This is a genomic window from Novosphingobium meiothermophilum, assembly GCF_003171715.1.
GTDB classification, from domain to species: Bacteria; Pseudomonadota; Alphaproteobacteria; order Sphingomonadales; family Sphingomonadaceae; genus Novosphingobium; species Novosphingobium meiothermophilum.
Genome location: NZ_QGHL01000008.1, coordinates 1 through 24297 on the forward strand (window position 1 = coordinate 1; position 24297 = coordinate 24297).

Below are 24297 nucleotides of genomic sequence, written 5' to 3' on the forward strand. Positions count from 1 at the left end.
GGCGGGGCGGGGCCGCTCCACGTCAATGCAGTGGCGCGCCTCATGGGATCATGGCCCGCGATCTCGCCGGTCAGTCCCGGCGTGCTCTGCGCGCTGGGCGATGCCACCACCCGCATGCGCACCGAAACCGCCCGCTCGTTCAGCCGCCTTGCCACGCAGACCGAAGCGGCTGATCTCATCGCCATTCTTGATGAAATGGCCGCGCAAACCCGCGCCGAACTGCTGGCAGACGGCGTGCCCGCAGACGAAATCACCACAACTTTCGAGGTTGACGTGCGCTATGCCGGGCAGGCGTTCGAAGTGCCACTGACGATCACCGCCGATGTGCTGAACGCGGATGGCATCGCCGGAATCCTTGCCCGCTTCGATGCCGAGCACAAGCGCCTGTTCACCTTCAACATGGACACCCCGCACGAGATCGTGAACCTGCGCGCAGTGGCCATGGGCCGCGCGCTTGATCTGCCGGCCGCCGAACTGGAAAAGGGCGATGGCAACCCTGCCGCCGCCAAGATGCGCGATCACACCTTGTGGATGGACGGGCGCGAACAGGCCGCCGTCATCTATGACAGAGCCAAACTGCGCGCCGGAGACGTGATCCCCGGCCCCGCCATCGTCTGTGAAATGGATTCGACCACGCTGATCGAGGCGGGCTGCGTCGGCACCGTCGACCATGTCGGCAACATCCTGATCAATCTGGCCTGAGGGAGCGAGACATGCCTGCAACCATCGTCCAGACCAATACCACCCCTTTCAACCGCGTTCCCATCGATCCGGTCACGCTCGACATCATCGAGAACGCGCTGAGGAACGCGCGCATCGAGATGGACGCAACCCTCGTGCGCACCGCGATGTCTCCCGGCATCCGCGAACAGGGCGATGCCTTCCCGCTCATTGCCGATCACACCGGCAAGATGATCGTCGGCCAGTTCGGCAGCTTCATCGGCGGCTTTCTGGAAAACTACGAAGGCACCCTTGAAGACGGCGACATGATCTTCCTGTCCGATCCCTATTCGGTGGGCGGCGCGATCAGCCATTCGAACGACTGGCTGGTGCTGCTGCCCGTGTTCAAGGACGGACGCCTCATCGCCTATACCTCGATGTTCGGCCACCAGTCCGACATCGGCGGGAAGGTCGTCGGCTCGATGCCGATCAACGCGCGCTCGATCTTCGAGGAAGGCGTGCGCATCCCGCCCGTGAAGATCTGGAAGAAGGGCGAATACAACGCCGATCTCATCCGCCTCGTCATGCACCAGACCCGCAAGCCCGACTGGTGCGCGGCCGACCTCAACGCGCTGATCGCCTCGTGCCGCGTGGCCGCACGCCGCGTGATCGAAATGGCGGAACGCTTTGGCGACGATGTCTATGTTTCGGCCACGCAGGAACTGCTGGCCCGCAACCACCGCGCGATGAAGGCGCTGATCGGCATGGCCATTGCCGAAGAACCGGTCAGCTTCGAGGATTACATCTGCGACGACGGCATGGGCTTCGGCCCCTACAGGATCAAGTGCACCATGTGGCGCGAGGGCGAGAAGGTCGTCCTTGATTTCGCGGGCACCGATCCGCAGTCGGTCGCCTCGATCAACTTCTTCCTCAACGAAAACATGTTCAAGATGTTCTTCGGCATCTACATGATCATGGTCTTCGACCCGCAGATCCTGTTCAACGACGGGTTCTATGACCTGATCGATGTTCGCATCCCCGAAGGATCGCTGCTCAAGCCGAAGTTCCCCGCCGCGCTTTCGGGCCGCACTCATGCGCTGGGCCGCATCTTCGACATCCTCGGCGGCCTTCTGGGGCAGAAGACGCCGGAGTTCCTCAACGCCGCCGGATTTTCGTCCAGCCCCCACCTGTTCTACGCGGGCAACGATGAGCGTCCGGGCAAGGGCGGGGAATGGTTCCAGCTTTTCCAGATCGGCTTCGGCGGCATCCCCGGTCGCCCGATGGGCGACGGGCCGGATGGCCACTCGCTCTGGCCGGGCTTCACCAATGTGCCCAACGAGTTTCTGGAGCGCTACTTCCCGATGGTGATCGAACGCTACGAATGCGAGCCGGATTCGGGCGGCGCGGGTCTTCATCGCGGTGGCAACGGCATCCGCATGACCTATCGCTTCCTGTCGAAGGGCGTGATCGCCATTCACGATGATCGCTGGTTCGTGCCGCCATGGGGCGTGAACGGCGGCGAGCCGGGTGCGCGCGCGCGCAAGATTCTGGAAAAGCCCGATGGCAGCCAGACCATCGTCGGCAACAAGGTGGAAGACCTTGAGGTGGAAGCGGGCGACATGCTGCACTTCATCACCTGGGGCGGCGGCGGCTGGGGCGATCCGCTTGCGCGCGATCCGGCTCTTGTGGGCAAGGAAATCGTGCAGGGGCTCGTCACGCCCGCAGGCGCGCGCGCCTATGGCGTCGTCGCCGATGGGGCGGGCATGGTCGATGCCGCTGCAACCGAAGCCCTGCGGGAAGAACTGCGCGCCGCGCGCGGCGAACTGCCGCTGTTCAACTATGGCCCCGGTATCGAGACGCTGCGCGCCAACTGCCTTGCCGAAACCGGCCTGCCCGCGCCAATCCAGCCCGAATGGCCGCTGCTGGAGGCCGCAGAATGACCATGGAAACAGCAAACCCCGGACCCTTGCGCGACATTCGCGTGGTTGAACTGGGCCAGCTTCTGGCCGGCCCGTTCTGCGGTCAGTTGCTGGGCGACATGGGCGCGGATGTCATCAAGGTCGAACCGCCGGTAACTGGCGACCCCATGCGCGACTGGGGCCAGGGCAGCGAGAAGGTGCAGTGGGAAGTGATCGCGCGCAACAAGCGTTCGGTCAGCGCCAACCTGCGCATTCCCGAAGGACAGGCGCTGGTGAAGCGGCTGATTGCCCACGCCGATGTGGTGATCGAGAACTTCAAGCCCGGCACGATGGAAAAGTGGGGTCTTGGTCCCGACGTGCTGCTGGCAGAGCACCCCGGCCTCATCATCGCGCGCATGTCGGGCTATGGCCAGACCGGTCCCTATTCGAACCGCGCCGGGTTCGGCGGCATCGGCGAGGCCATGGGCGGTTGGCGCTATATCGTGGGCGAGCCTGACCGCGCGCCTTCGCGCATGGGCATTTCCATCGGGGATACGCTGACCGCCACCTATGGCTGCATGGGCGTGCTGGCGGCGCTGCACGAACGCAGCCGCAGCGGGCGCGGGCAGGTGATCGACGCCGCGCTTTACGAATCGGTGCTTCAGGTCATGGAAGGGCTGGTGCCCGAATATGACCGCACCGGCTACATCCGGGAACGCTCAGGCTCGGTGCTCAAGGGCATTGCGCCGTCCAACGTCTACAAGTGCAAGGACGGCGAATTCATGATCGGCGCCAACAAGGATTCGCTGTGGAAGCGGCTGGCCGAGGCCATGGGCCGCCCCGAACTGGGAGATGATCCGCGCTATGCCACGCATCTGGCGCGCGGCGAGCACCAGGAGGAGCTCGACGAGCTTATCAACCGCTGGACGGCCACGCTGACGGTGGATGAAGTCGATGCGCTGATGATCGAATACTCGATTCCCGCTGGCCGCGTCTATCGCGCGCCCGACATGATCGCCGACCCGCACTTTCAGGCGCGCGAGGCGATCATCGAGGTGGAAACCGAACGCTTCGGCAAGCTGAAAATGCAGTCCAGCTTTCCCAAGTTCTCGGCGACCCCCGGATCGGTGCGCCGCCCCGCGCCCTCAAAGGTAGGCCAGCACAATGCCGAGATCTACGGCGATCTTCTGGGCCTTGGCGAGGCGGAACTGGCCGAGATGGCCCAGAAAGGCGTGATCTGAAGGATGCGATACGCGAGGGGGAAGGCGGCTATGCCCCCGCCTCCTCGCGCTCGATCTCGCGCCAGCCGATGTCGCGGCGGCAGAAGCCTTCGGGAAAGCTGATGGCATCGACCGCGGCATAGGCGGCATCGCGCGCCGCCTTCACGCTTGGCCCGCGCGCCGTCACGTTGAGCACGCGCCCGCCACTGGCGGTGAGCACCCCATCGGCCGAAAGCGCGGTGCCCGCGTGGAACACCTTGGCCCCGCCCGCTTCGGCGGCGGGAATATGATCTATCCGCCCGCCCTTCTTCGGCGTTCCGGGATAGCCCTCGGCGGCCATGACCACGGTCATGGCCACGTCGGCGGAAAAGCGCGGCGGCTGGATGCCGGAAAGCCGGTTGTCGGCACAGGCATGGAGCAGTTCCACCAGATCGCTTTCGAGGCGCATCATCAGCACCTGGCATTCCGGATCGCCGAAGCGGGCGTTGTATTCGATCAGCTTCGGCCCCTGCGCGGTCAGCATCAGGCCCGCATAGAGCACACCGGAATAGGGCGTTCCCTGATCCGCCATGGCCTTCACCGTGGGCGCGATGATCTGCGTCATGGCGGCCGCCTCAAGCTCTGGCGTCAAGACCCGCGCCGGGCTGTAGGCGCCCATGCCGCCGGTATTGGGGCCGGTATCGCCATCGCCCACGCGCTTGTGATCCTGTGCCGAACCGAACGGCACGATGGTGGCCCCATCGGTGAGCGCAAAGAAGCTTGCCTCCTCGCCGGTCAGGAACTCCTCGATCACCACTTCGGTGCCCGCCGCGCCGAAGGCCCCGTCGAACATGTGATCCACCGCGGCTTCGGCCTCGGCCATGGTCATGGCCACGACCACGCCCTTGCCCGCCGCCAGCCCATCGGCCTTTATGACCACCGGCGCGCCGAAATCGGCCAGCGCCGCGCGTGCTTCTTCAAGCGACTTTGCCCGCACATAGCCTGCCGTCGGGATGCCGGCGCGGGCGCACAGATCCTTGGTGAAGCCCTTCGATCCTTCAAGCTGGGCGGCCGCACGGCTCGGCCCGAACACGGCAAAGCCCGCTGCGCGCAGCGAATCCGCAAGGCCATCCACCAGCGGGGCTTCCGGGCCAACCACGACAAGACCGATATGCTGCGCCTCGCAGAAACTCACCACGGCGGCATGGTCGGTCAGGTCAAGCGCCACAAGCCTTGCGTGTTCGGCAATGCCCGGATTTCCCGGCGAAGCCCACAGCGCGGTGCAACGCGGCGATTGCGCCAGTTTCCAGCTAAGGGCATGTTCGCGCCCACCCGATCCCAGCAGCAGGATATTCATGGCATTCCCTTCCGCGCCCTATGACGACGATGACAGCGATGGTTCGGGCGGGCTCCTAGCGAGGGAATCGGCCGGCGACAACGCTCCGGCCCTGTCCATCTCCGAGATTTCGGCGCTGCTCAAGCGCACGGTCGAGGACCGCTTCGGCTTCGTGCGGGTGCGCGGCGAACTTTCGGGCGTGAAGCGCGCGGCATCGGGCCACCTCTATTGCAGCCTCAAGGACGAGAACGCACGCCTGGATGGCGTGATGTGGCGCGGCAATGCACAGCGGCTGAACTTCCGCCCCGAAGATGGCGTGGAAGTGATCGCCACGGGCAAGCTTACCACCTATCCCGGCCGCTCCAACTACCAGATCGTGATCGACCGCATGGAAATTGCGGGCGAAGGGGCGCTGCTGGCACTGCTGGCAAAGCTCAAGGCGCGGCTGGAGGCAGAAGGGCTGTTCGATGCAGGCCGCAAGCAGCCCCTGCCCTTCCTGCCGCGCGTCATCGGCGTCGTCACCTCGCCCACCGGCGCGGTGATCCGCGACATCCTGCATCGCCTTTCCGACCGCTTTCCCACCCGTGTCGTGGTCTGGCCGGTGCTGGTGCAGGGGCAAGGCGCGGGCGCGCAGATCGCCAATGCGGTGCGCGGCTTTTCCGCCATTGCGCCGGGCGGCCCCATTCCCCGCCCCGATCTGGTGATCGTCGCGCGCGGAGGCGGTTCGATCGAGGATCTTTGGTGCTTCAACGAGGAAGAGGTGGTGCGCGCGGTCGCCGAATGCACCATCCCGATCATCAGTGCCGTGGGGCACGAAACCGACACCACCCTGTGCGATTTCGCCGCAGACCTGCGCGCACCCACGCCCACCGCCGCGGCCGAACTGGCTGTGCCCGTCCATGCCGAGCTGGCCACCTTCGTTGCCGATCTCAACGCCCGCCAGCGCCGCGCCCTTGCGCGCCAGCTGGCGCAGGCCAGGGAACGTCTCGAAGCGCGCAGCCAGCGCCTGCCCCCGCCGCAAAGCCTGCTCCAGGCCCAGGCCCAGCGCGTCGATGATCTGGCCGATCGCCTGCGCCGCGCGCTGATCCATCGCACCGAAATTGCCGCATCGCTGCTTGCCCGCCATGCCGGAGCCTTGCGCCCCGCCCTGCTTTCCGCGCGGCTTGAACGGGAGGCCGAACGCCTTGCCGCGCGCCGCCTGCGCCCGGAAGTTCTGCTCCAGCGCATCGAACATGCGCGCGGCAAGGTCGATGCGCTCGACCGGCTGCGCCGCTCGCTCGATCCCAGAGCGCCGCTGCAACGCGGCTATGTCCTCGTCACCGCGCCCGATGGACAGGTCATGCGCACGCGCGCGGCAGCGGCATCGCACGCCGCCTTGCGGCTGGAGTTTGCCGATGGCCTGCTGGATGTCAGCACCGCAAGCGCACCGCCGCCACGCCCTGCCGCAAAATCGCGCACCGCAGCACCTGCCGCAGGCCAGCAGGAATTGTTCTGAACGCGCCCGGTTGCTACATTGAAGTCATGCTCATGTCCCATTCAGGCCGTCTTGCGCGGCTCCATTATCTACCCGGCGGCTTCCGGCAGCTTTCTGCCGGGGATCACGTGATCTGCGCCGTTTCGGGCGTTCAGATCCCGCTCGATGCGCTGCGCTACTGGTGCGCCCGCAGGCAGGAAGCCTATGCCACGGCGGAGATATCCACCCGCCGCCATCTTGAAGGCTGAAATGATGGAGCGCCGCGCCTTTCTGGGCGGCTCGGCGGCGGCACTGGCCACATCCGCCCTGCGAGGGAAATCAGGCGCGGCGGCTCCCGCCGCCCCCGTCACCATCGATCCGGCCAGCCGGTTGACGCAGGGCGGCTGGATGCGCGGAAAGGTGCAGTCAGGCGTGCGCGCGCTTGCCCTCGGCGGCAAGGCGCTGCCGTTTGCGCCCGATGGCAGCTTCATCGCCGCGTTTGACCGTGACGCTGGCGCCACCCACGCGCTTTCCCTCACCATGGCAGACGGGCGCAGCGTGATTCGCGAACTCGCCATCGCCCCGCGCGCATGGCAGATCGAACACATCAACGTGGCGCGCAAGCCCGGCGGCGTGACCGACGAGGACTATCTGCGCCTGCGGCAGGCCGAACTTGCCCGCATCGGCGCGGCGCGCAGCCGCGAGACGGCGGCCGAAGGATGGCGACAGGATTTCATCCGGCCCGCACCGGGGCGCTTTTCCGGTCGCTTCGGCGCGCAGCGCATCTACAGGGGCGAGCCGGCGGCCTATCATTCCGGGCTCGATATCGCAGGCGGCGCCGGCACCGTCTATGTTGCCCCGGCCGATGGCCTCGTGATCCTTGCCGCCGCCGACAAGCCGTTCAGCCTCGAAGGCCATCTGCTCATGCTCGATCACGGCATGGGGCTGAACAGCGCCTTCCTGCACAGTTCCGCGCTGCTGGTGAAAGAAGGCGACACGGTGCGCCGCGGCGATCCCCTGGGGCGCATCGGCAGCACCGGCCGCGCCACCGGCCCGCATCTGCACTGGTCGGTCAAATGGCGCGAAGCCCGGCTGGACCCGCTGCTGCTGCTTGGCAGTGCCGGTGGCGAGGGAACGGGTTGAATACCAAACCGATGCGCAATGCACGGGCGGATTGACGCACAGGGAGATTGAGGATGTTTCACGCACGATTGCCCTTCAGGACAGGACCGGGCCTGGTGCTGTTCGCGGCGATCCTTCTTCCACAAACGCAGGCGGTGGCGGCCGATCCGCTTGCTCGCTGCCGCGCGATTGCCGATCCGGGCGCACGGCTGGCCTGCTATGATGCAATTGCCCCTTCAGCGGAGCAAGGCTCGGCAGCCATGGCCGCTGATGCCTCTTCCCCCGCGGCAGCCAGCACCGATACCTTCGGCAAGCCGCAACGCATCAGGCCGGAGGATCGCGCGTCGATCAGTGCGACCGTCGTCGCAACCAGCTTCGATCCCAAGCTCGGCTTTGCCACGCTGACACTCGACAACGGGCAAGTCTGGCAGACATCCTCGAACGGCACTCTGGCTGGCCGCCTGCGAGAAGGGCAGGCTGTGACCATCCGTGACGGCGGCATGTTCGGCTATCGTCTGCGGATCGAAGGAAGAACGGGCTTTCAGGCAGTCACACGCGTGAAATAGGGTCCGGAACAGACACTTCGGGGATGCGCGGCGCTACCCGGATCGGGCCGGACTTTCCACCTTGCCGCAATTTTCATGGACAGGACCACGATCATGCTCAGATCCGCCATTGCCCTGCTGCTCATAACCAGTTCGGGCGCTCTTTGTGCCACACCGCCTGAAGAGCGCGATCTTCCCCCTGCAAAGCAGGACGAGGGGGAGATGATCTGCAAGTATTTCAAGGTGACAGGCTCGCGCCTTTCGACCCGGCGCGTGTGCAAGACGCAAAAGGAGTGGGATGACGAGCGCGTCGCCAACGGCGAGATCATCCGCCAGCAGCGCGGGGCTGCGGGTGGTCCGCAACCGGGCAACAGCGGCGGCTGAAGACCGCGCCTTATTCAGACAGGCGCCTGATCGCCCCTCAGCGCAGCCATAGCGGCATCAGCGCATAAACAAAGGAGGCGGTAGCGTTGCTACCGCCTCCTCCGTTCTGGACTGCGCCAATCCCTGGATCAGAAGCGCAGGGAGGCGTTGATCGACACGTAGCGACCGAGCGTGTCGTAGAAGCCGGCAAAGGTATTGCCGTTCGACGAGTAAGCACTGCCCACGAGCGGCGGATTGCGGTCGAAGATGTTGTTGGCCGCAAGCGACAGCGACAGATTGTCGGTAACATCGGCGGCGACCGAGAGGTCGAACCAGCTGTAGGCCGGAATGCTGCTCTTGCCGTTGGCAGCCGGACCCTGCACTTCGCTCATGAAACGCCACTTGCCGGTTACGGTGAACACTTCCGGCGCCTTGTAGGAGACGCGCAGCGTGTGCCGCCAGCGGGGCGAGACGAAGCAGACCGCGCTGAACGTGCCCTTGCAGTCATAAGGCGTCGTCGTCGGCGCATCCTGGAACTGCTTCTTGAGCACGTAGGAACCGGTCAGCCCGACCGTGATCGATCCGTTACCGACATTGAACCGCGAGGTGGCGGCGACGTCGAGACCCTGGAAGTCACGCCCGGCAAGGTTGACGTTGGGCGAGATGACATAGCCCTGCTGGCCCTGCCACAGGTTGCCTGCGGCATTGCGCACGATGCGGCTGCACAGCGCCTGATCGCCAGTGAGGGCGCAATCACGCAGGAGCTGCTCCGGCGGATAGATCCCGATCACATCGGACATCTTGATCCGGTAGTAGTCGACCGCAAAGCTGATGTTGCGGGCAGGCGTCACCACGAAACCGGCGGTGTAGCTGTCCGCCTTTTCAGGGCGCAGGTTGAGGTTCCCGGCATACTGGGCGTTATACTGCGCCGCCGCGTTGGCCGAAATGTTCCCATACTGTGCAGCCGAAACACCCGTATTGGCACACTGGGCGGCCGTGAAGACCGGGGCCGAACCGGCGCAAGGATCGGTGCCCGACCACAGCCCCAGGCTAACGGGGGTGAACAGTTCCGGTGCGTTCGGCGCGCGAACGGCACGGTTGAAACCACCACGCAGACGCAGGAAATCGTTCACTTCCCAGTTCAACTGAGCCTTGAAGGTGTGCGTGTCGAACGAGCCGCCGCCAGCAACGGAATACTGCGAGAAGCGGTAGCCCAGTTCGGCGCGCAGATCGCGGGCGAACGACAGATCCTGCAGCAGCGGCACGTTGGCTTCGGTAAACAGTTCGACGACATCGAACTTGCCCGAAATCGACGGAGTTGGACCACCCTGACCGGCAAGCAGACCTTCCTCGTAGAGCTGGTCGGAAACCGTGCGGTAGATGTTGTTGCGGTATTCCGCACCGAAGACGGTCGAAATCGGATCGTTGGCGATGCCGAAACCGAGATTGCCGGTGACATAGGCCGAGGCGAGGAACTCCTTGGTCACGCCCGTGCGGGTTGCCGTTGCGCTCAGCGTCTGGGCGAACTCCGGCGTCACCGCACCCTGCTGCCACACCTTGTAGGTGCCCGCGTAGATCGCGTCTTCCACCTTGGACAGCAGGAAGTCATTCAGATAGCTGTCCGAAAGCGACGACTGGCCATACTGGATGTAGGCGTCATAGCTCCAGTTGCTGCTGATCTCACCGCGCGCACCACCCACGAAACGGAACGAATCGTGCTGGATGATGTTCTGGCGACCGCCGCCTTCGCTGTTGCGCTTGCCGATGTAGGCCGAGAAGCCGTCGATCGAAGCCGGCGAAGCGCCGGCGCCATTGGTGTAGGTGGCCGGATTGCAGAGCTGGGCAAGCTGGGCTGCGGTGATCGCCGGGTTTCCGGTCGCGCACGAGAAATCGTATTGATCGACGTAGAACGTGCCGGATTCGGCGATCTGGGCAACCGAGCGGTTGCTCATGAACATGACTTCCGCATAGGGCTTGAACGCGGGCGAAACTTCGTAGTTGACGAAGGCGCCGAGCGAGTAGCGCTCATCGGGACGCTGGAAGTAGTTGACCGGGGCGAAGTTGTAGATGTTGTCCGAAGCATCTACCAAGGTGCCGTTCGCGCTGGGCGTGAGGAACGCATTGTAGGAGAAATCGGTGTCGCCGCCGATGCGGGGGTAGAGGTCGAAGTTGGCCACCGGCGTCGTGAATGAGCCGCCGCAGGCCGTGCCAGCGGCATTGAGCGCACAGGCGGAGTGATCGCGCGAACCCTGAAGGATCGGATCGATCTTGCGATAGGTGGCGTAGGCAACGGCATGGCCGCGGCCTTCGGCAAACTTGCCGCCGATGGTCATGTCGATGTTGATCTGACGTCCGTCGAAGGTGGTATCAGTCGGCACGGCGAAACCGCGCGCCTTGGCGCGATCGGTGACGAAGGTATCGCCATTGTTGTGCATGTAGTAGGACTGGCCGACATCGAGCTGGAAGCCCTCGAACTTGTCGTCCATGATGAAGTTGACCACACCGGCCACGGCATCTGCGCCGTAAACCGACGAGGCGCCGCCAGTAAGTACATCGACCCGCTGCACGAGCGCGGCCGGGATCTGGTTGATGTCGGCAGCGACCGAGTTGGTCGAACCGGGCTGGAGACGACGGCCGTTGACCAGCACCAGCGTGCGGACCGAGCCCAGACCACGCAGGTCAAGCGTGGCCGTGCCCGTTGCGCCGTTCGAGATGAACGCATTCTGCGAGGCTTCGATCTGCGGCAACTGGACCAGCACGTCTTCCAGACGGGTGAAGCCGGTTTCGTTGATCTCCTCGGCCGACGTCACCGCGATTGGCGAGGTCGACTTCAGGTTTGGCTGGACGATGCGCGAACCGGTCACGACAATGGTTTCGTTCGCGGAAGCGTCGGCCGCGGCGTCCTGCGCTGCCGCAGAGGTTGCGCCGAGCACGGCAACAGCACTGCCTGCAAGGGCGAGTGCCCGCGCCGAAATACCTCCGGCGCGAATGGTGGTCTTGCTGGATTTCACAGTTTTCAGTCCCTGTTCCGATTGTACCGGTCGAAGGCAGACAGGCGCGGGGCATGGCTGTCCTTCCGCACTCCAGCCCCTGTTTTGCCAGCACCTGCGCGGCGATTCGGAAATCGGACGCAAACTGGAAGGCTTCGCGGAGTTCGTGCAGTCCTAATGCCACCCGGACACAATCAAGCAATACTGTCTATATCTTAAGTAAGTAGTTTCGTTTGATGTGTAACCATTCTGCCACAGACATATCGCGCCTTGGCAGGTCAAGGACCGCACTGCGCAGGTCATCTCACAACGACCGCACGGGCACGGCCATTGCCGGACCGATGCTCCGCCGTTTCCGACTTGGCGCGGGCCAACCGCGCGATTCAGCAAGCCCGTTTCACCAAAGCCGTTTCAACTGAAAGTATTGGCAACTCCAGAGCGACTTTTTCGCAACAACTTTTCGTGCGCCAATTCCTTGGGATTCCGGGGCGCAGCATGCCCTTTCGGGCGCATGTTGCATCATGGTTACACCCTGTCCCGGAATTATAATCGCGCGTTGAATTGCCCTTTCATTACCGCGCGGAAATCCGCCATGCAGCCCTATCCGAGTAGGATGTCGGCCGCGCGGTCTACTGCCAGGGGCAGGCAAGCGCGAGCAACCCCGCCATCCGAAAGCGATCTGAAAGCAGGCAGCCGATCCTGCCAAAACAGAGGGACTGACACGTGAAGAAACTCCAACAGCAAGCTCTGCGGCTTGGCACTGCCACGCTCGCGCTGGGCGTGGCCATTGCCGCCGCGCCGTCGTTTGCGCAGGAAGCGCAGGCCGATGACGCCACCGCGGAAGCCTCCGCCACCGCAACCATCGTCGTTACAGGTTCGCGCATCAACCGTCCGGATCTGGAACAGTCCAGCCCCGTCGCCGTGATCGGCGCCGAAGAAATCAGCCGCCGCGGCGCGATTTCGGTCGAGCAGGTGCTGCGCCAGCTTCCCGGCACCACCGCGGGCATCAACCCCGGCGTTAACAACGGCGCCAACGGCATCGCCAGCTTCAACCTGCGTGGCCTTGGCACCAACCGCAACCTCGTCCTGCTCAATGGCCGCCGCGTGGTTCCCTCGACGCTGGGCAACGTGGTCGACCTCAACGTAGTGCCCGTGGCGCTCGTCCAGCGCACCGACGTGCTGACCGGCGGCGCGGTGACGAACTATGGTGCCGACGCCATCGCGGGCGTCGTCAACTTCGTCACGCGCCGTGACTTCACCGGCTTCGAAGTTGCAGGCCAGTATGGCGTGAGCGAACGCGGCGATGGCCAGAGCTACCGCATCGACCTTACCACCGGCGCCGATCTCGGCGGCGGCGCGGGCAACGCGGTGCTTGGCATCAGCTACACCAACACCAAGCCCGTGCTCCAGGGTTCGCGCGACATCGGCACCGTTTCGCGTGCGTCGACCTGCCCGACCAGCCAGCGCACCAACGGCGAGTGCAATGCCTCGGCCGTTCGCGGTCTGCCGCAGGGTTCGGCCACGGCTGTCCCGGCATCGCTGTTCTTCCCGCTGCCCACCACCGCCCAGGATCCCACCCGTTCGGGCGGTGCCCAGTTCGATCCGGCAACCGGCACGATCGCGCCCGGCCTTGCGGACTACAACTTCAACCCGCTGAACTACTACCAGACCCCGCTGGATCGGTGGAGCGTCTATGCGGCTGCCCACTACGAAGTGGCGGACAACATCGAAGTCTACAGCGAAGCGATGTTCACCCGCTCGAAGGTGGTGCAGAACCTCGCTCCGACCGGCACTTTCACCGAACAGTTCCAGCTTCCGCTGAACAACCAGTTCCTGACGCCCACGCAGCGCACGCAGCTCTGCTCGTTCGCAGGCATCGCCGATTGCGGCGCCGCCGTTGCCGCGGGTCAGGAAATCACTGCAATCGTCGCCCGCCGCTTCGTGGAAACCGGTCCGCGTGTCGGCACCTTCACCACGAACCTGTTCCAGGTCACCGCTGGCGTCCGCGGCAAGCTGACCGACACCCTGAACTGGGATGTATTCGGCCAGTATGGCGAAGCAGAGCGCAAGGCCGTCAACACCGGCACCGCGCTGCGCAGCCGCGTGCAGCAGGCCCTGCGTGGCTGCCCCGCCGGTTCGGCAACCGGCTGCACCCCGATCAACCTGTTCGGTGCTGCCGGCTCGATCACGCCGCAGATGCTCGCCTTCGTCGGCGTTCCCACCACGCAGACCACGAACACCGAATTTGCTTCGGCACAGGGCCTCGTGTCGGGTGATCTCGGCTTCAGCAGCCCGTTCTCCGACAGCCCGATCGGCATCGCGGCCGGTGTGGAATACCGCCGTTATGCCGGACGCCAGCTGGGCGACCTTCCCAACCAGCAGGCAGGTGAAATCCTCGGCGCTGGCGGTGCGTTCCTGACCGTCGACGGTGGCTTCCACTCGACCGAGTTCTTCGGCGAACTGATCGCCCCGCTCGTCACCGAACGTCCCTTCTTCCACAACCTGACGCTCGAAGCCGGCATCCGTTATGCCGACTATTCGACCACCGGTGGCAATACCACGTGGAAGGTTGGCGGTAGCTGGGCGCCGGTGCGCGACATCAAGTTCCGCGGCGCCTACACCCGCGCCGTTCGCGCTCCGAACATCGGTGAACTGTTCACCCCGCAGAACGTGGTGCTGAACAACCTTGCAGCCGACCCCTGCCAGGGCGCTGTCACCAATCCGACCACGGTCGCGCTCTGCACCGCACAGCTTCAGGCTGTCGGTCTGACCGCAGCAACGCTGGGCAACATCCCCGCTCCGATCGCTGGCCAGATCAACGTGACGACCACCGGCAACCCGAACCTCGCGCCCGAACGTGCACGCACGCTCACCCTCGGTGCGGTGTTCACGCCGTCGTTCGTTCCGGGCCTCAGCGCCACGATCGACTGGTATCGCATCCGCGTTACGGGCGCGATCACCTCGCCGACCGTGGGTGACATCCTGAACGGCTGCTTCGGTCAGTCCAACCCTGCCGATCCGCGCTGCCAGCTGATCCGCCGCAACCCGCTCACCGGCGGTCTGTCGGGTTCGCCGGCCACCACCGGCGGTGTCGTCCTGCTTTCGACCAACCAAGGCTTCCTGGAAACCGAAGGCTACGACTTCACCCTCACCTATGACCGCCAGTTCGGCGACTTCCGTCTGGGTCTGGGCGTCACCGGCAACTACACCGACAAGAGCCGCTTCCAGTCGAACCCGAACTCGTTCATCCGTGAATGCGTCGGCTTCTACAGCGTCTCGTGCGACCCGGTGCTGCCTGAGTGGACCTGGAACACGCGCCTGACCGGTGCCTACAAGCAGATCGACGTCTCGCTGCTGTGGCGCCACATCGGTGCGGTCAACTACGAACCGCGCACCGGTGCGACGCCGACCACGCCGCCGACCGCCGGCACCGTGGGCAGCTTCGGATCGACCGATCCGCGCATCATCGTTCCGGCCTACCGTTCGATCGATGCGTTCGACTACTTCGATCTGAACATTGGCTTCGATGTGACCAAGGACATCCGCTTCGCGGTCCTCGTCGAGAACCTGTTCGACAAGAAGCCGCCGGAAGTGGGCAACACGATCGGTTCGACCTCGTTCAACAGCGGCAACACGTTCCCGTCGCTCTACGACGCGATCGGTCGTCGCTTCACGATGTCGGCTCGCATGCGCTTCTGATAGCGCAGATCCGGGCAACAGATCGGGCGGGGTTCTCACGAACCCCGCCCTTTCTTTTTCTCAGGCAAGGCTCCGCAGACCGAACAACCACCGCCAGACGCGGGCGCCGCAGTCGCGGGTTATCGGGCCTGCCTCTGGCTCAGTTCCGGACGGCCGCGGGGCCGATCAGCGCAGACGCCATACCCTGATGCCGCTGGCCGGGGGCACATCAACCGGCACCAGCCATTGCGGCGCCTTGTCCTGCGCAAGATGCGCCATGAAGCCATCGGGGGCCATCTTGATGTAGCGCTGGGTCTCCCGGCCAGCCGGACAGGTCAGCACTAGCGTCGCGCCATATTTCTGCATGATGCGTCTTGCGCCATGATCAGGCCCAAGGAACGCAATGATGAGATCACGCATCGCTGCATTGCCGCGATGGTGGCCGGTTGCCACGACATTGTGCGGGCTTGTTGCAAGCAGGGCCGGGCCCAGATCGAGGCCAGCCAGAACCGTCGTTCGGGGCATTGCGGCCATCGTCGGGGCGAGCGCACGAAAATTGCAGGGCATCGGCGCCTTGTCCCGCGCAGGGGGCGATGGACGCGTAACGGCGTAAGGCGCGATTGCATAAGCCCAGGGCATCAGCAGCCCCACGATCAGCGGCACCCTCAGCATCCGGCGCAGCAGCAGTCTCTCTGCCGACCATCGGGCAAGCTGCTCCTGCACCTGCCAGGCGGCGGGAACTGCCGCGAACAGGCACGCGACGCCTGATACGCGCAGCACCAGCGTGCCGATAAGCGTGGCCCCGGCAAGCAGCAGAGCCATGTCGATCATTTCCTGGCGGGCCACTGCATCCGGGGCGCGCCGCCACAACCGCCAGCAGGCGATCAATCCCAGCAGCGGCGGCAGCAAGGCCGTGAACGCGACTGCCGCACTTTGTCGCCACACCGGCAAACCTTCGGTGATGGCATCGAGCCACACGCTTCTCACGATAGGATCAAGTGCGGCAAAGGCATCGGCTCCCAGACACTGGGGTGCGCGCAGGCCCATTATGGCCGCAGCGCCCGCGCCGAACAGGCCGAGCACCAGCAGGGACAGCATCGGCGGATGACGGCGAAGACGCGGCAAAACCAGAGCGCAGCCAGCCGCCGCCCACAACAGCACCGCCAGATGAACGGGCGAAAGGGCATCGCAATGATCGGCAAGATCGTTCAGGCCGCGCGTGCCAAGGAAAAGGGCGACAGCACCAAGGGCAAGACCGGCCATGAACGCGCCAAGCCATCGCCCATCGCCGCGCCACAGGCGCAGTGTGCAGACACCGGCAAAAACCATCGCTAGGGGCAGCGCCTCCAGCGAGATGGCCAGCGAGGCGGCAAGCGCCAGTCCTGCCAGCGCGCCGCCCCGGCCGGGCCGTCCGCCCGTGATCGACCCGAATGCGGCCAAAGCCAGAAAATACTGCCAGGCATGATGATCGATGCGCAGCGGCATCATCCGGATCGACACGGGCAAGGCGAACGTGACCAGCAGCGCCGCCACCAGGCCGGCCTGCGGGCCGAAGCGCCGGGCCGCAAGGTTTGCGGCCAGCATCATGGTGGCAAGCAGCGTCAGCAACGGAACCGCAATACTGGCGATGACTTCGGCCTGCGCGGTTCCGAGGAGGGGGCGCAACATAACGATCAGCGCCGCAATCGGCAGATCGACGATGCGGGTCCAGTGCATCGGAACGCCCGCCGGAGGCGCGACGCGGTATTGGGTTACATCGAACCAGCTTTGCCCGGCCAGCCAATCGCGCACCTGCTGAAGGCGAAGGGCATCGTCGGCATCGCTGAAGGAGGCCACGTCAAGTCTGCCCCACAAGATACCCAGCATCGCAAGCGACGTGACAAGCCAGATCACCAGAACGCCGGACCACGGCACCGCGCGCCCGTTTGGCGCGGTCATCACCGGAACACCACCTGTTTGCGTAGCAGCCACGTCGCCACGAAGCTGGCGCCGATCGCCACGATCTTCGCCAGCCGCGAGTCCAGTCCCAGCGCGGAACCGGCGCCGACAATCATGGTCGTGAGCGCCAGACCAACGAGGGCCGAGCCGACGAACAGTGCCTTCTGGCGGTTGCGCGCGCCGCGATCTGCCGCAACGCTTGCCGAGAACACGGCGCGGCTCGACAGGAGCCAGTGCGCGCCGATGCCCAGCCCATAGGCGAAAGCCGATGCCAGTGCCGGCATCATGCCTGCGGCCAGCAGGATCAGGAACGCACCCATATCAACCGCCAGCGCGCCGACACTGGCCACAAGATAGCGCAGGATCATCACGCGGCGCAGACGGTCGATCATCGGCAGGATCATCTCAGGCATGGCAGGCGCATCCGGTTATGCGGGCGGTCTATGCCGCCTTCGAGGAGGCTTGCGGCTTGTCTGGCACGATGCGTTCCGGAACAGCGCGAACCGACGCGAGGGCAGCGGCCTGATCCTCGCTCAGCGCAGCCCGTGCCGGGATGGCTCGCTGCGAACCTTCATCGCCAGCCTCGTGATACTCGGCATCCTCGTTCACGCACCAGGTGTCATAGATGCGTGCGCCCGCCGCGATGTTCTCCACCGTCAGCATCGCGGTCATCATCGCGTGATCCTGATTGTTGTAGCGATGCATCCCGTTGCGCCCCACCATGTGCAGGGTCGGGTGTGCGGCTTCAAGTTCGGCACGCATCGCCGCAACATTGGCGGCATATTCGTCGTCATAGACCGGATAGGCCTTTTCCTGCCGCACGACCACGCCGCCGATCACCCTTTCGGGGCTGACAAGGCCAAGAATGGCCATTTCCCTCTTCGCCAGTTCGACCAGATCATCGTCGGAGCAATCCCACAGGTCGTCGCCTTCGAAGCAGAAGTATTCCAGCCCCACGCAGGCCACACTCGGATCGGGGACCATTTCGGGCGACCATGACCGGAAGTTCTGGATGCGGCCAACCCTGACCTTGCTGTCGTGAATGTAGATCCAGTTATCGGGGAACAGCTCTTCTGAACGGATCTTCAGTGCTACGGTAAGGAAATCGCGGTATTTCAGGCGGCTCGCCTCAAGCGTGGCCTGCGGCAGGGGATGGAGCCGCGCGGCCAGTTCCCGCATCGGCGCAGAGCTTATGGCATGGGACGCCTCGATCACCACATCGCCCTGCGGCCCGGTCGCGGAAAGCCGCCACCCGCCCTTGCCGTCCGCGGCAAGCTGCCTCATGGCATGGCCCATCAGCACCTCGCCCTTGCCGGTAGCCACGATCTTGTCGCGCGCGGCGTCCCACATCATGCCTGGCCCAAGGCGGGGATAGCGGAAGGTTTCCAGCAAGGTCTTGGTCTGCATGCCGTCGTTCGGGCGCTTGTTGAGGCCAAGGCTTCGCTTCAGCCCGTCAACCACCGCGCCCCACAGCGAAAGCCCCTTGATGCGCTGCGCGGCCCAGTCGGCGCTCATCTCGTCGCAGGGCATCCCCCAGACCTTCTCGGTATAGGTCTTGAAGAAGATCGAATAGAGCTTGTGCCCGAACTGGTTGACGGTCCAGTCCTCGAAGCTTTTCACATTACGATTGGGAAAGGCCTTGGCCTTGGCAAAGCTGGCCATGCACAGGGCCGAACGCACGACACCGAGATTCCACAGGGCCTCGAAGGCGCGCAAGGGATAGGAATAGAACTTGCCCTCGTAATAGATGCGGCTCATGCGCGGGCGCTGGATAAAGTCATCCGGCAGAATCTCGTTCCAGAGGTCCACTACCTGCTGCGATTTCGAGAAGAAGCGATGCCCGCCAATGTCGAAGCGATAGCCCTCGTGCTCGACCGTGCGGCTGATCCCGCCAACATAGATCGGGTCTTTCTCGATGATCGCCACCGAAAAGCCGCGCTGCGTCAGCAGGTAGCCAGCCGTCAGGCCAGCAGGACCGGCACCGATGATTGCCACATCAACCTTGCGGTTGGGCGAACCCGCGGGCGTTGCACCAGAATCACCACTGACTGAACCGGTCGCGTTAACCATCGAAACCCCCCATCACAAAGGCATTTTCGTCTTTGCAGGGAGGTGAAGGAAATTGGCTAAGACACGGTTAACGCGCGCTCCGGCAGCCGTGAAAACGCAATCAGCCCTCGCCGAAACGTTTTCCGGGCAGGTGCGGGTCCGGCGGGGTGAGGATATCGCCGCCGTGCTCGCCGCCTTGCAGCGGCGCGGCGATCCGGGCCAGTTCGTCGAGCTTGAAGGTCTGCTCGAACAGCAGGCCATAGCGCGGGTGGCTGCGCCAGCGCACCTTTGCGTAGATCGGCGGCAGCAGGCTGGTCTCGATGCGGACCAGTTCGTTCATCAAGAGCCACTTGTCGCACTCGATGCAGGCGCCCTGCTGTGAAATGTCCTGAAAGGCCACGCGCACCACTTCGCCGCCCGAATGCAGCAGGGCATCAAGCTGAACCCGCAGCCGCACCTGCCGCTTGGGATAGGCACCGTGCGCTTCATCCAGCAGGCGCTCGATGTCGACCTCGCGGGTGAAACGGAAGCCCGCGAACTCGTCCTGCGTCCAGACCAGTTCCACAGGGAAACGCTCGCCATTGCTCATTTCAACGGCCAGCGAGCGATAGGGCGGGAGCGGGGTGAACATGCGGATCTTCAGTCCTGTGGCCGAAGCATCGCGAATCACGCAAAGGAACTCGGCGCTGTCGTCGACAATCAGCTTGGCGGCACGGATCAGCAGGGTAAAGCGCGGCGCGGCGCGTTTTTCGCCGCCATTTCCGGCCCCGTCCTGTCCGGCGCCTCGCGTTTCGTCGTCGTGGGCCAAGCCCTTCATCCCCTTGATGTGCCGTCAAGCCAGCCGGGCCTGAATGCGATTCCCCGGCGGACCTGATCCTAATAACCAAGCCCTACCGGGGAGTTACCACAAGGGGATTGACAACAATTTAAGCGTATTACTTCCTGCTAATACGATCGAGAACTTCGTCCCAGCGCACCAGCTTGAAGTTCTGCGCGGCAGGAGCATTATCGCCATCCTGCGCAACGAACAGCCCGGCCGGAAAATCGGGGCCGAAATCGCCCAGGGCCAGTTCGATGCCATCGGTCTCGCTTGTCGCGCCGAACCGGCCCGCGGCAATGCGGAAGCGACCCTTGAGCGCACCGGTTCCCAGATCGAGCAGGACATAGGCATTATCGCCCTGGCTCGACGCCACGAGATAGCCCCCGCTTGCGCCATCGGGCGCCAGGGCCAGCCCTTCGACATCGGCCGCCAGCCCCTTGTCCGCGCCGACCATGGCAAATGCCTCGGCGGCGAGCGTCGGCGCCTTCAGATCGACCTTCCAGATGCCGACGTCCTCTTCGGCAACGAACAGCGTGCCCGTGCGATCATCCACCACGCAGCCTTCGGACTGCGTGGCGAACCTGACCGAACGCACATACTGCGCGCGAAGTGCGCCATCCGCATCGATCAGGCGGCTTTCCGCCACTTCGCCGTCCTTGAGCACGACATAGGCCCGCGCCAGTTCGCCTTCTGCCAGCCCCTTGCCCATGCAGAAGCCATAGGCTTCGGCCGGAGCATGGCCCGCAGGCAGAAACGCCTGCGCGCCCAGCGGGGTCAGCTTGCCGGTCTGGCCATCCAGCAGGAACAGCGCAATTTTCGGCACGGCGCGATCGGTGCGGTCGCTGGCGGCCACCAGAATGCGCCCCGGCGCCACTTCGCGCAGGTCCACATTGTTCAGCAGCCCGGCCGCGTTGTAATCGCGCACCCGGCCATCCAGACCATAGACGTAAAGCCCGGCCTTCTTGTCGGTGCCCACGATCAGGCTGGCTGCGGGGTTTGCCGCATTGCGCCAGATCGCCGGATCATCGGCTGCATCGGCGGCCCCGCCAGTGCCCACCGGGACGGTTTCGCCCGAAGCCTGCACGTCCACCGCCGGATAGACCGGGCCGGGCTGCCCGGCCATGGTGGCGCAGCCTGCCAGCGAGAGGGCGAGGACCGGCAGCATTGCCCCCGGTCCTGCCATGTTCAACACCGCCCGCAGCATCAGAAGTTGAACCGCACGCCGGCCATGTAGCGACGGCCGAAGCGTTCATATTCGATGGTGTAGATGTCGGTGTGCGGAGTCGGCGTTCCCGTTGCCGTCAGCAGGTTGCCCGGTTCGGAATAGCGACGGCCCGGCTGGTTGAGCAGGTTCGAGGCATCGAAGAACACCTCGAAGTTCTTCGTCACGGCATAGCGCGCCGAGAAATCCATCTCGTCGTCCGCCGCCCAGTAGGTATCGCCCGCATCGGTCAGATCGTCGGCATAGCCATCAAGCCATGCGCTGCGGCGCTGATACTGGAGGCGCAGGGTCAGGCCATACTTCTCGTAATAGAAGCCTGCGTTGTAAACCCAGTCGGACGTGCCGGGCAGGCGCACCTTGCGGTTTGGCACCACGATTGCCCCGGCCGCGTTCAGGATGGCGGGCTTGGTGACAGCGCTGTTGTTGTAGGTCAGGTTCGCGCTGATGCCGAAACCGCCCATCCACGCGGGCAGGCCAATCTGTTCGGTCCAGGGTTCGATCTGGAGCTGGGCTGCCAGTTCAAAGCCATAGACGCGGCCGTTGCCGCCATTGGTGATGCCGCTGAAGGCATACTGCGAACGGTCAACGCCATCGAAGTTCAGCGCAGTCGAGTTGAAGGTGCGGCGCTGGGTATAGAGCACGTCCTTCACGTCCTTGTAGAACAGACCCGCCATCAGGTAGCCCTGCGGCTTCACATACCATTCGAAGTATGCGTCCACGCCATAGGCGCGTTCCGGCTTCACGGCCGGATTGCCGCCGGAAATCGTGAGGTTGGCATCGTTCACCACCACGTTCGGACGCAGCAGGTCATAGTCTGCGCGCGCGGCACCGCTGTTGAACGAGAGGCGCAGCTTCTTGTCGTCGGCCACGTCGTAGTTCACATGAAGACTGGGGAAAGCAAGCGTCTGGCTCGCCTCGGCGGTCACGAGCGTGGCGGCATTGCCGAAGGTTGCCTGCGCGATGCCACGGTTCTTCAGGTGTTCCACGCGAACCCCGCCGACGATCGAGCCCCAGTCATAGCGCAGGGTGCCCATGGCAAAACCGGCATAGACCTGCTCGCGCACGTCGTAGTTGTTGCCCGTGTTGGGCGTGAAGGCAAAGGCGCCGCGCGCGGCTTCCGAAACCTGGCGCATCTTCGCGGTGTCGAAGTAGCGGAAGGTGTAACCCATCGGAATCTTGCCGAGGAAGGCCTGATCGATCGAGAAATCGTTGTAGTTCGTGGGGATGCCGATGGCCGTAAAGCCGGCAGCCGTGTTCACGAGGATCTGGTTCTCGTCGGCCACCTTGGTGCGCTGGTCGAACTGGAAGCCGACCTTGAAGGTGGCGTTGCTGCCAAGAAACTCGGCATCCTTCGAAACGATCAGGCGTCCGGTATAGGCCTTGGTCGTATCCACCGCATCAAGCACGCGCAGCGAGGTCAGCGGCTTGGTGAATGTATCGATGGCCGTGACCGGTGTTCCGGCGGTGTAGCGGGTCGGGCTGGAAAGCTGCACCGTGGTGAACAGTTGCGGCGTGCTGCGCAGCGGATTGGTGAAATCATAGACCACCGTCGGACGCAGGGTGCGGGTCGAAGGGCTGTCCCAACGCGCCTCACCCACGACCGAGCGGTCATCCTTCGATTCGGTGTAGTTGCCCAGCCAGTTGACCTTCCAGCCATCACCGAAATCGTGCGTGCCTTCCAGCGTGTTGGTGAAGATCGACTGGCGGAAGGCGCGCAATGTCGAACGCTGGTTGATGTCGATGCCATAGACTGTGCCCGTCAGCGGCGTGTTGCCGATGCAGACATCGGCATAGCCCGTGGTGGTGGGCGTGGTGTTGACCGTGATCGGGCAGGCAGCCGAGCTGGTGGCCAGATCGCTCTGCCGGTCGTCGAGATCGAAGATGTAGTTGTCGCGCGCCTCGTCGTCGGTGAAGATCGTATAGACCGAACGCACCGAAATCATGTGATCGTCGTTGGGCTTCCAGTCCAGACGGCCCGATGCCGACCAGTTGCGCCGCGTCAGGCGATAGAGCTTGTTCTCGGTTTCACGCGCCCAGAAGCGGGTGCCATTGCCGGGGCGCTGGTCCTGCGAAACGCGCTCCCAGTCGGTTTCGAAGTTGTCGGTAATCATGTTGCGTTCGAAGAACGTGCCCGAAACGAGAATGCCGATCTCGCCGTCGCCTGCCTTGAAGCGGTCGGACAGCACCAGCGAGCCTTCGTATTCGCGGCGGTCGCCCAGTTCGGCATAGCCGATCCCGGCCTTGCCCTGAACGTGCAGTCCCGGAAAATCGAAGGCAGAGCGGGTGATGACGTTGACGTTGCCCGAAACCGTCTCGCCCGGCATGTCGGGCGTCACCGCCTTTGAAACGATCACCTGCTTGGCAATGGCCGATGGGATCGAATCGAAGCGCGCATCGCGGCCTTCGGGACTGACGACGTTGATCCCGTCGAAGCTCAGCGTGGTCCAGTAGTTCGGCGCGCCGCGCAGGCTGATGTAGCGGGCCTGGCCCTGATCGCGCTCAACCGCCACGCCCGGCAGACGGCCGGTGGCCTGCGCGATGTTCTGGTCGGGCAGACGGCCCGCGCTGTCGGCCGAAAGCACCGTCACGAGCGAATCGGAATTCTTCTGCACCTGAAGCGCGGCGGCTTCGGATTCGGCGATCGGGCGCTGTCCCGTCACCACGATGCCGGGCTGCTCCTCCTCGCCTTCGGGCGCTTCCTGCGCGCTGGCGGTTGCGGTGAAGGCGAGCGCGGTTGTGCCCAGCAGAAGCGCGCGCAGGAACGTCTGGCCGCGATCAGCGGCACGAAGCGAACGAAGCATTGGTAAGCCCCCCTTGGGAAAATCCTTGTCTAGGGGCGCGCTAGGCGCATTGTTTGACGGTGGAGCGACAGTTCGATGGCGGAAATATTAAAGCTGCGACGGAATTGTGACACAGTCCCGCCTCAGGCAACCTTAAGCCACGAGGCCGTGGCAAGCCCACGCCACGGCCAGTGCGTCGGGGAATGTCTGGCCTTGCGCCCGGAAGGCCAGACACTCAGAAGGC

Annotated in this window: 16 protein-coding genes and 1 pseudogene; 9 read left to right on the forward strand and 8 right to left on the reverse strand. The window is 64.5% G+C overall.

The genetic code is table 11. The features are described 5' to 3' along the window. From DKM43_RS08550 to DKM43_RS08560, 3 genes and pseudogenes are all read left to right on the forward strand, one after another. Nucleotides 1–702: pseudogene (locus DKM43_RS08550) on the forward strand (hydantoinase/oxoprolinase family protein); the annotation flags it as partial. A gap of 11 nt (nucleotides 703–713) precedes the next feature. After that, nucleotides 714–2600, forward strand: a complete 1887-nt coding sequence (locus tag DKM43_RS08555; protein ID WP_109798098.1) for a hydantoinase B/oxoprolinase family protein — start codon at nucleotides 714–716, stop codon at nucleotides 2598–2600. Between the two features lie 2 nt (nucleotides 2601–2602). Beyond that, nucleotides 2603–3799, forward strand: a complete 1197-nt coding sequence (locus DKM43_RS08560) for a CaiB/BaiF CoA transferase family protein (protein ID WP_407938490.1) — start codon at nucleotides 2603–2605, stop codon at nucleotides 3797–3799. A 28-nt stretch (nucleotides 3800–3827) separates the two neighbouring features. Here DKM43_RS08560 and purD read toward each other — a convergent pair whose 3' ends face one another. Continuing rightward, nucleotides 3828–5114, reverse strand: coding sequence for a phosphoribosylamine--glycine ligase (gene purD / locus DKM43_RS08565; protein WP_109798099.1), 1287 nt, complete (start codon nucleotides 5112–5114; stop codon nucleotides 3828–3830). Here purD and xseA point away from each other — a divergent pair. The 5 genes from xseA (at nucleotide 5113) to DKM43_RS08590 (ending at nucleotide 8597) form a co-directional block, all read left to right on the forward strand. Next, nucleotides 5113–6588, forward strand: coding sequence for an exodeoxyribonuclease VII large subunit (gene xseA / locus DKM43_RS08570; RefSeq protein WP_109798100.1), 1476 nt, complete (start codon nucleotides 5113–5115; stop codon nucleotides 6586–6588). The genes purD and xseA overlap by 2 nt on opposite strands. 26 nt (nucleotides 6589–6614) lie before the next feature. Continuing rightward, nucleotides 6615–6815, forward strand: a complete 201-nt coding sequence (locus DKM43_RS08575; RefSeq protein ID WP_109798101.1) for a DUF2093 domain-containing protein — start codon at nucleotides 6615–6617, stop codon at nucleotides 6813–6815. Between the two features lies 1 nt (nucleotide 6816). Beyond that, complete coding sequence (locus tag DKM43_RS08580) at nucleotides 6817–7689, forward strand: M23 family metallopeptidase (RefSeq protein WP_109798102.1); 873 nt, start codon at nucleotides 6817–6819, stop codon at nucleotides 7687–7689. Between the two features lie 53 nt (nucleotides 7690–7742). Continuing rightward, nucleotides 7743–8234, forward strand: coding sequence for a hypothetical protein (locus tag DKM43_RS08585; RefSeq protein ID WP_145960490.1), 492 nt, complete (start codon nucleotides 7743–7745; stop codon nucleotides 8232–8234). 75 nt (nucleotides 8235–8309) lie between these two features. After that, the gene (locus tag DKM43_RS08590; protein WP_109798104.1) at nucleotides 8310–8597 is read left to right on the forward strand and encodes a hypothetical protein; all 288 of its coding nucleotides are present in this window, start codon (nucleotides 8310–8312) and stop codon (nucleotides 8595–8597) included. 128 nt (nucleotides 8598–8725) lie between these two features. On the opposite strand, the gene DKM43_RS08595 is transcribed toward DKM43_RS08590, so the two are convergent. After that, nucleotides 8726–11587 (reverse strand): TonB-dependent receptor domain-containing protein, encoded by a 2862-nt coding sequence (locus DKM43_RS08595; RefSeq protein ID WP_161554057.1) that lies wholly within the window; start codon nucleotides 11585–11587, stop codon nucleotides 8726–8728. Between the two features lie 702 nt (nucleotides 11588–12289). Between DKM43_RS08595 and DKM43_RS08600 the strand changes: the two genes are divergently transcribed. Then, nucleotides 12290–15265, forward strand: coding sequence for a TonB-dependent receptor domain-containing protein (locus DKM43_RS08600; protein ID WP_109798106.1), 2976 nt, complete (start codon nucleotides 12290–12292; stop codon nucleotides 15263–15265). A 165-nt stretch (nucleotides 15266–15430) separates the two neighbouring features. Here the strand turns inward: DKM43_RS08600 and DKM43_RS08605 are convergent, their stop codons facing one another. The 6 genes from DKM43_RS08605 to DKM43_RS08630 form a co-directional block, all read right to left on the reverse strand. Then, entirely contained in the window at nucleotides 15431–17182 is a 1752-nt protein-coding gene (locus DKM43_RS08605; RefSeq protein WP_109798107.1) for a hypothetical protein, read from the reverse strand. Then, complete coding sequence (locus tag DKM43_RS08610) at nucleotides 17182–17595, reverse strand: GtrA family protein (protein WP_109798108.1); 414 nt, start codon at nucleotides 17593–17595, stop codon at nucleotides 17182–17184. Before DKM43_RS08610 ends, DKM43_RS08605 begins: the two co-directional genes overlap by 1 nt. Before the next feature lie 28 nt (nucleotides 17596–17623). Next, nucleotides 17624–19252, reverse strand: a complete 1629-nt coding sequence (locus tag DKM43_RS08615) for an NAD(P)/FAD-dependent oxidoreductase (protein WP_109798109.1) — start codon at nucleotides 19250–19252, stop codon at nucleotides 17624–17626. Nucleotides 19253–19352: 100 nt separating this feature from the next. Next, nucleotides 19353–20048 carry a PilZ domain-containing protein gene (locus DKM43_RS08620; protein ID WP_236632474.1) on the reverse strand — a complete coding sequence of 232 codons (696 nt, stop codon included), beginning with the start codon at nucleotides 20046–20048 and terminating at the stop codon, nucleotides 19353–19355. Between the two features lie 118 nt (nucleotides 20049–20166). Then, nucleotides 20167–21216, reverse strand: a complete 1050-nt coding sequence (locus DKM43_RS08625) for a phytase (protein WP_109798436.1) — start codon at nucleotides 21214–21216, stop codon at nucleotides 20167–20169. 38 nt (nucleotides 21217–21254) lie between these two features. Then, a complete protein-coding gene (locus DKM43_RS08630) occupies nucleotides 21255–24074 on the reverse strand; it encodes a TonB-dependent receptor (RefSeq protein WP_109798110.1) in 2820 nt (939 codons plus the stop codon). Between the last annotated feature and the right edge of the window lie 223 nt (nucleotides 24075–24297).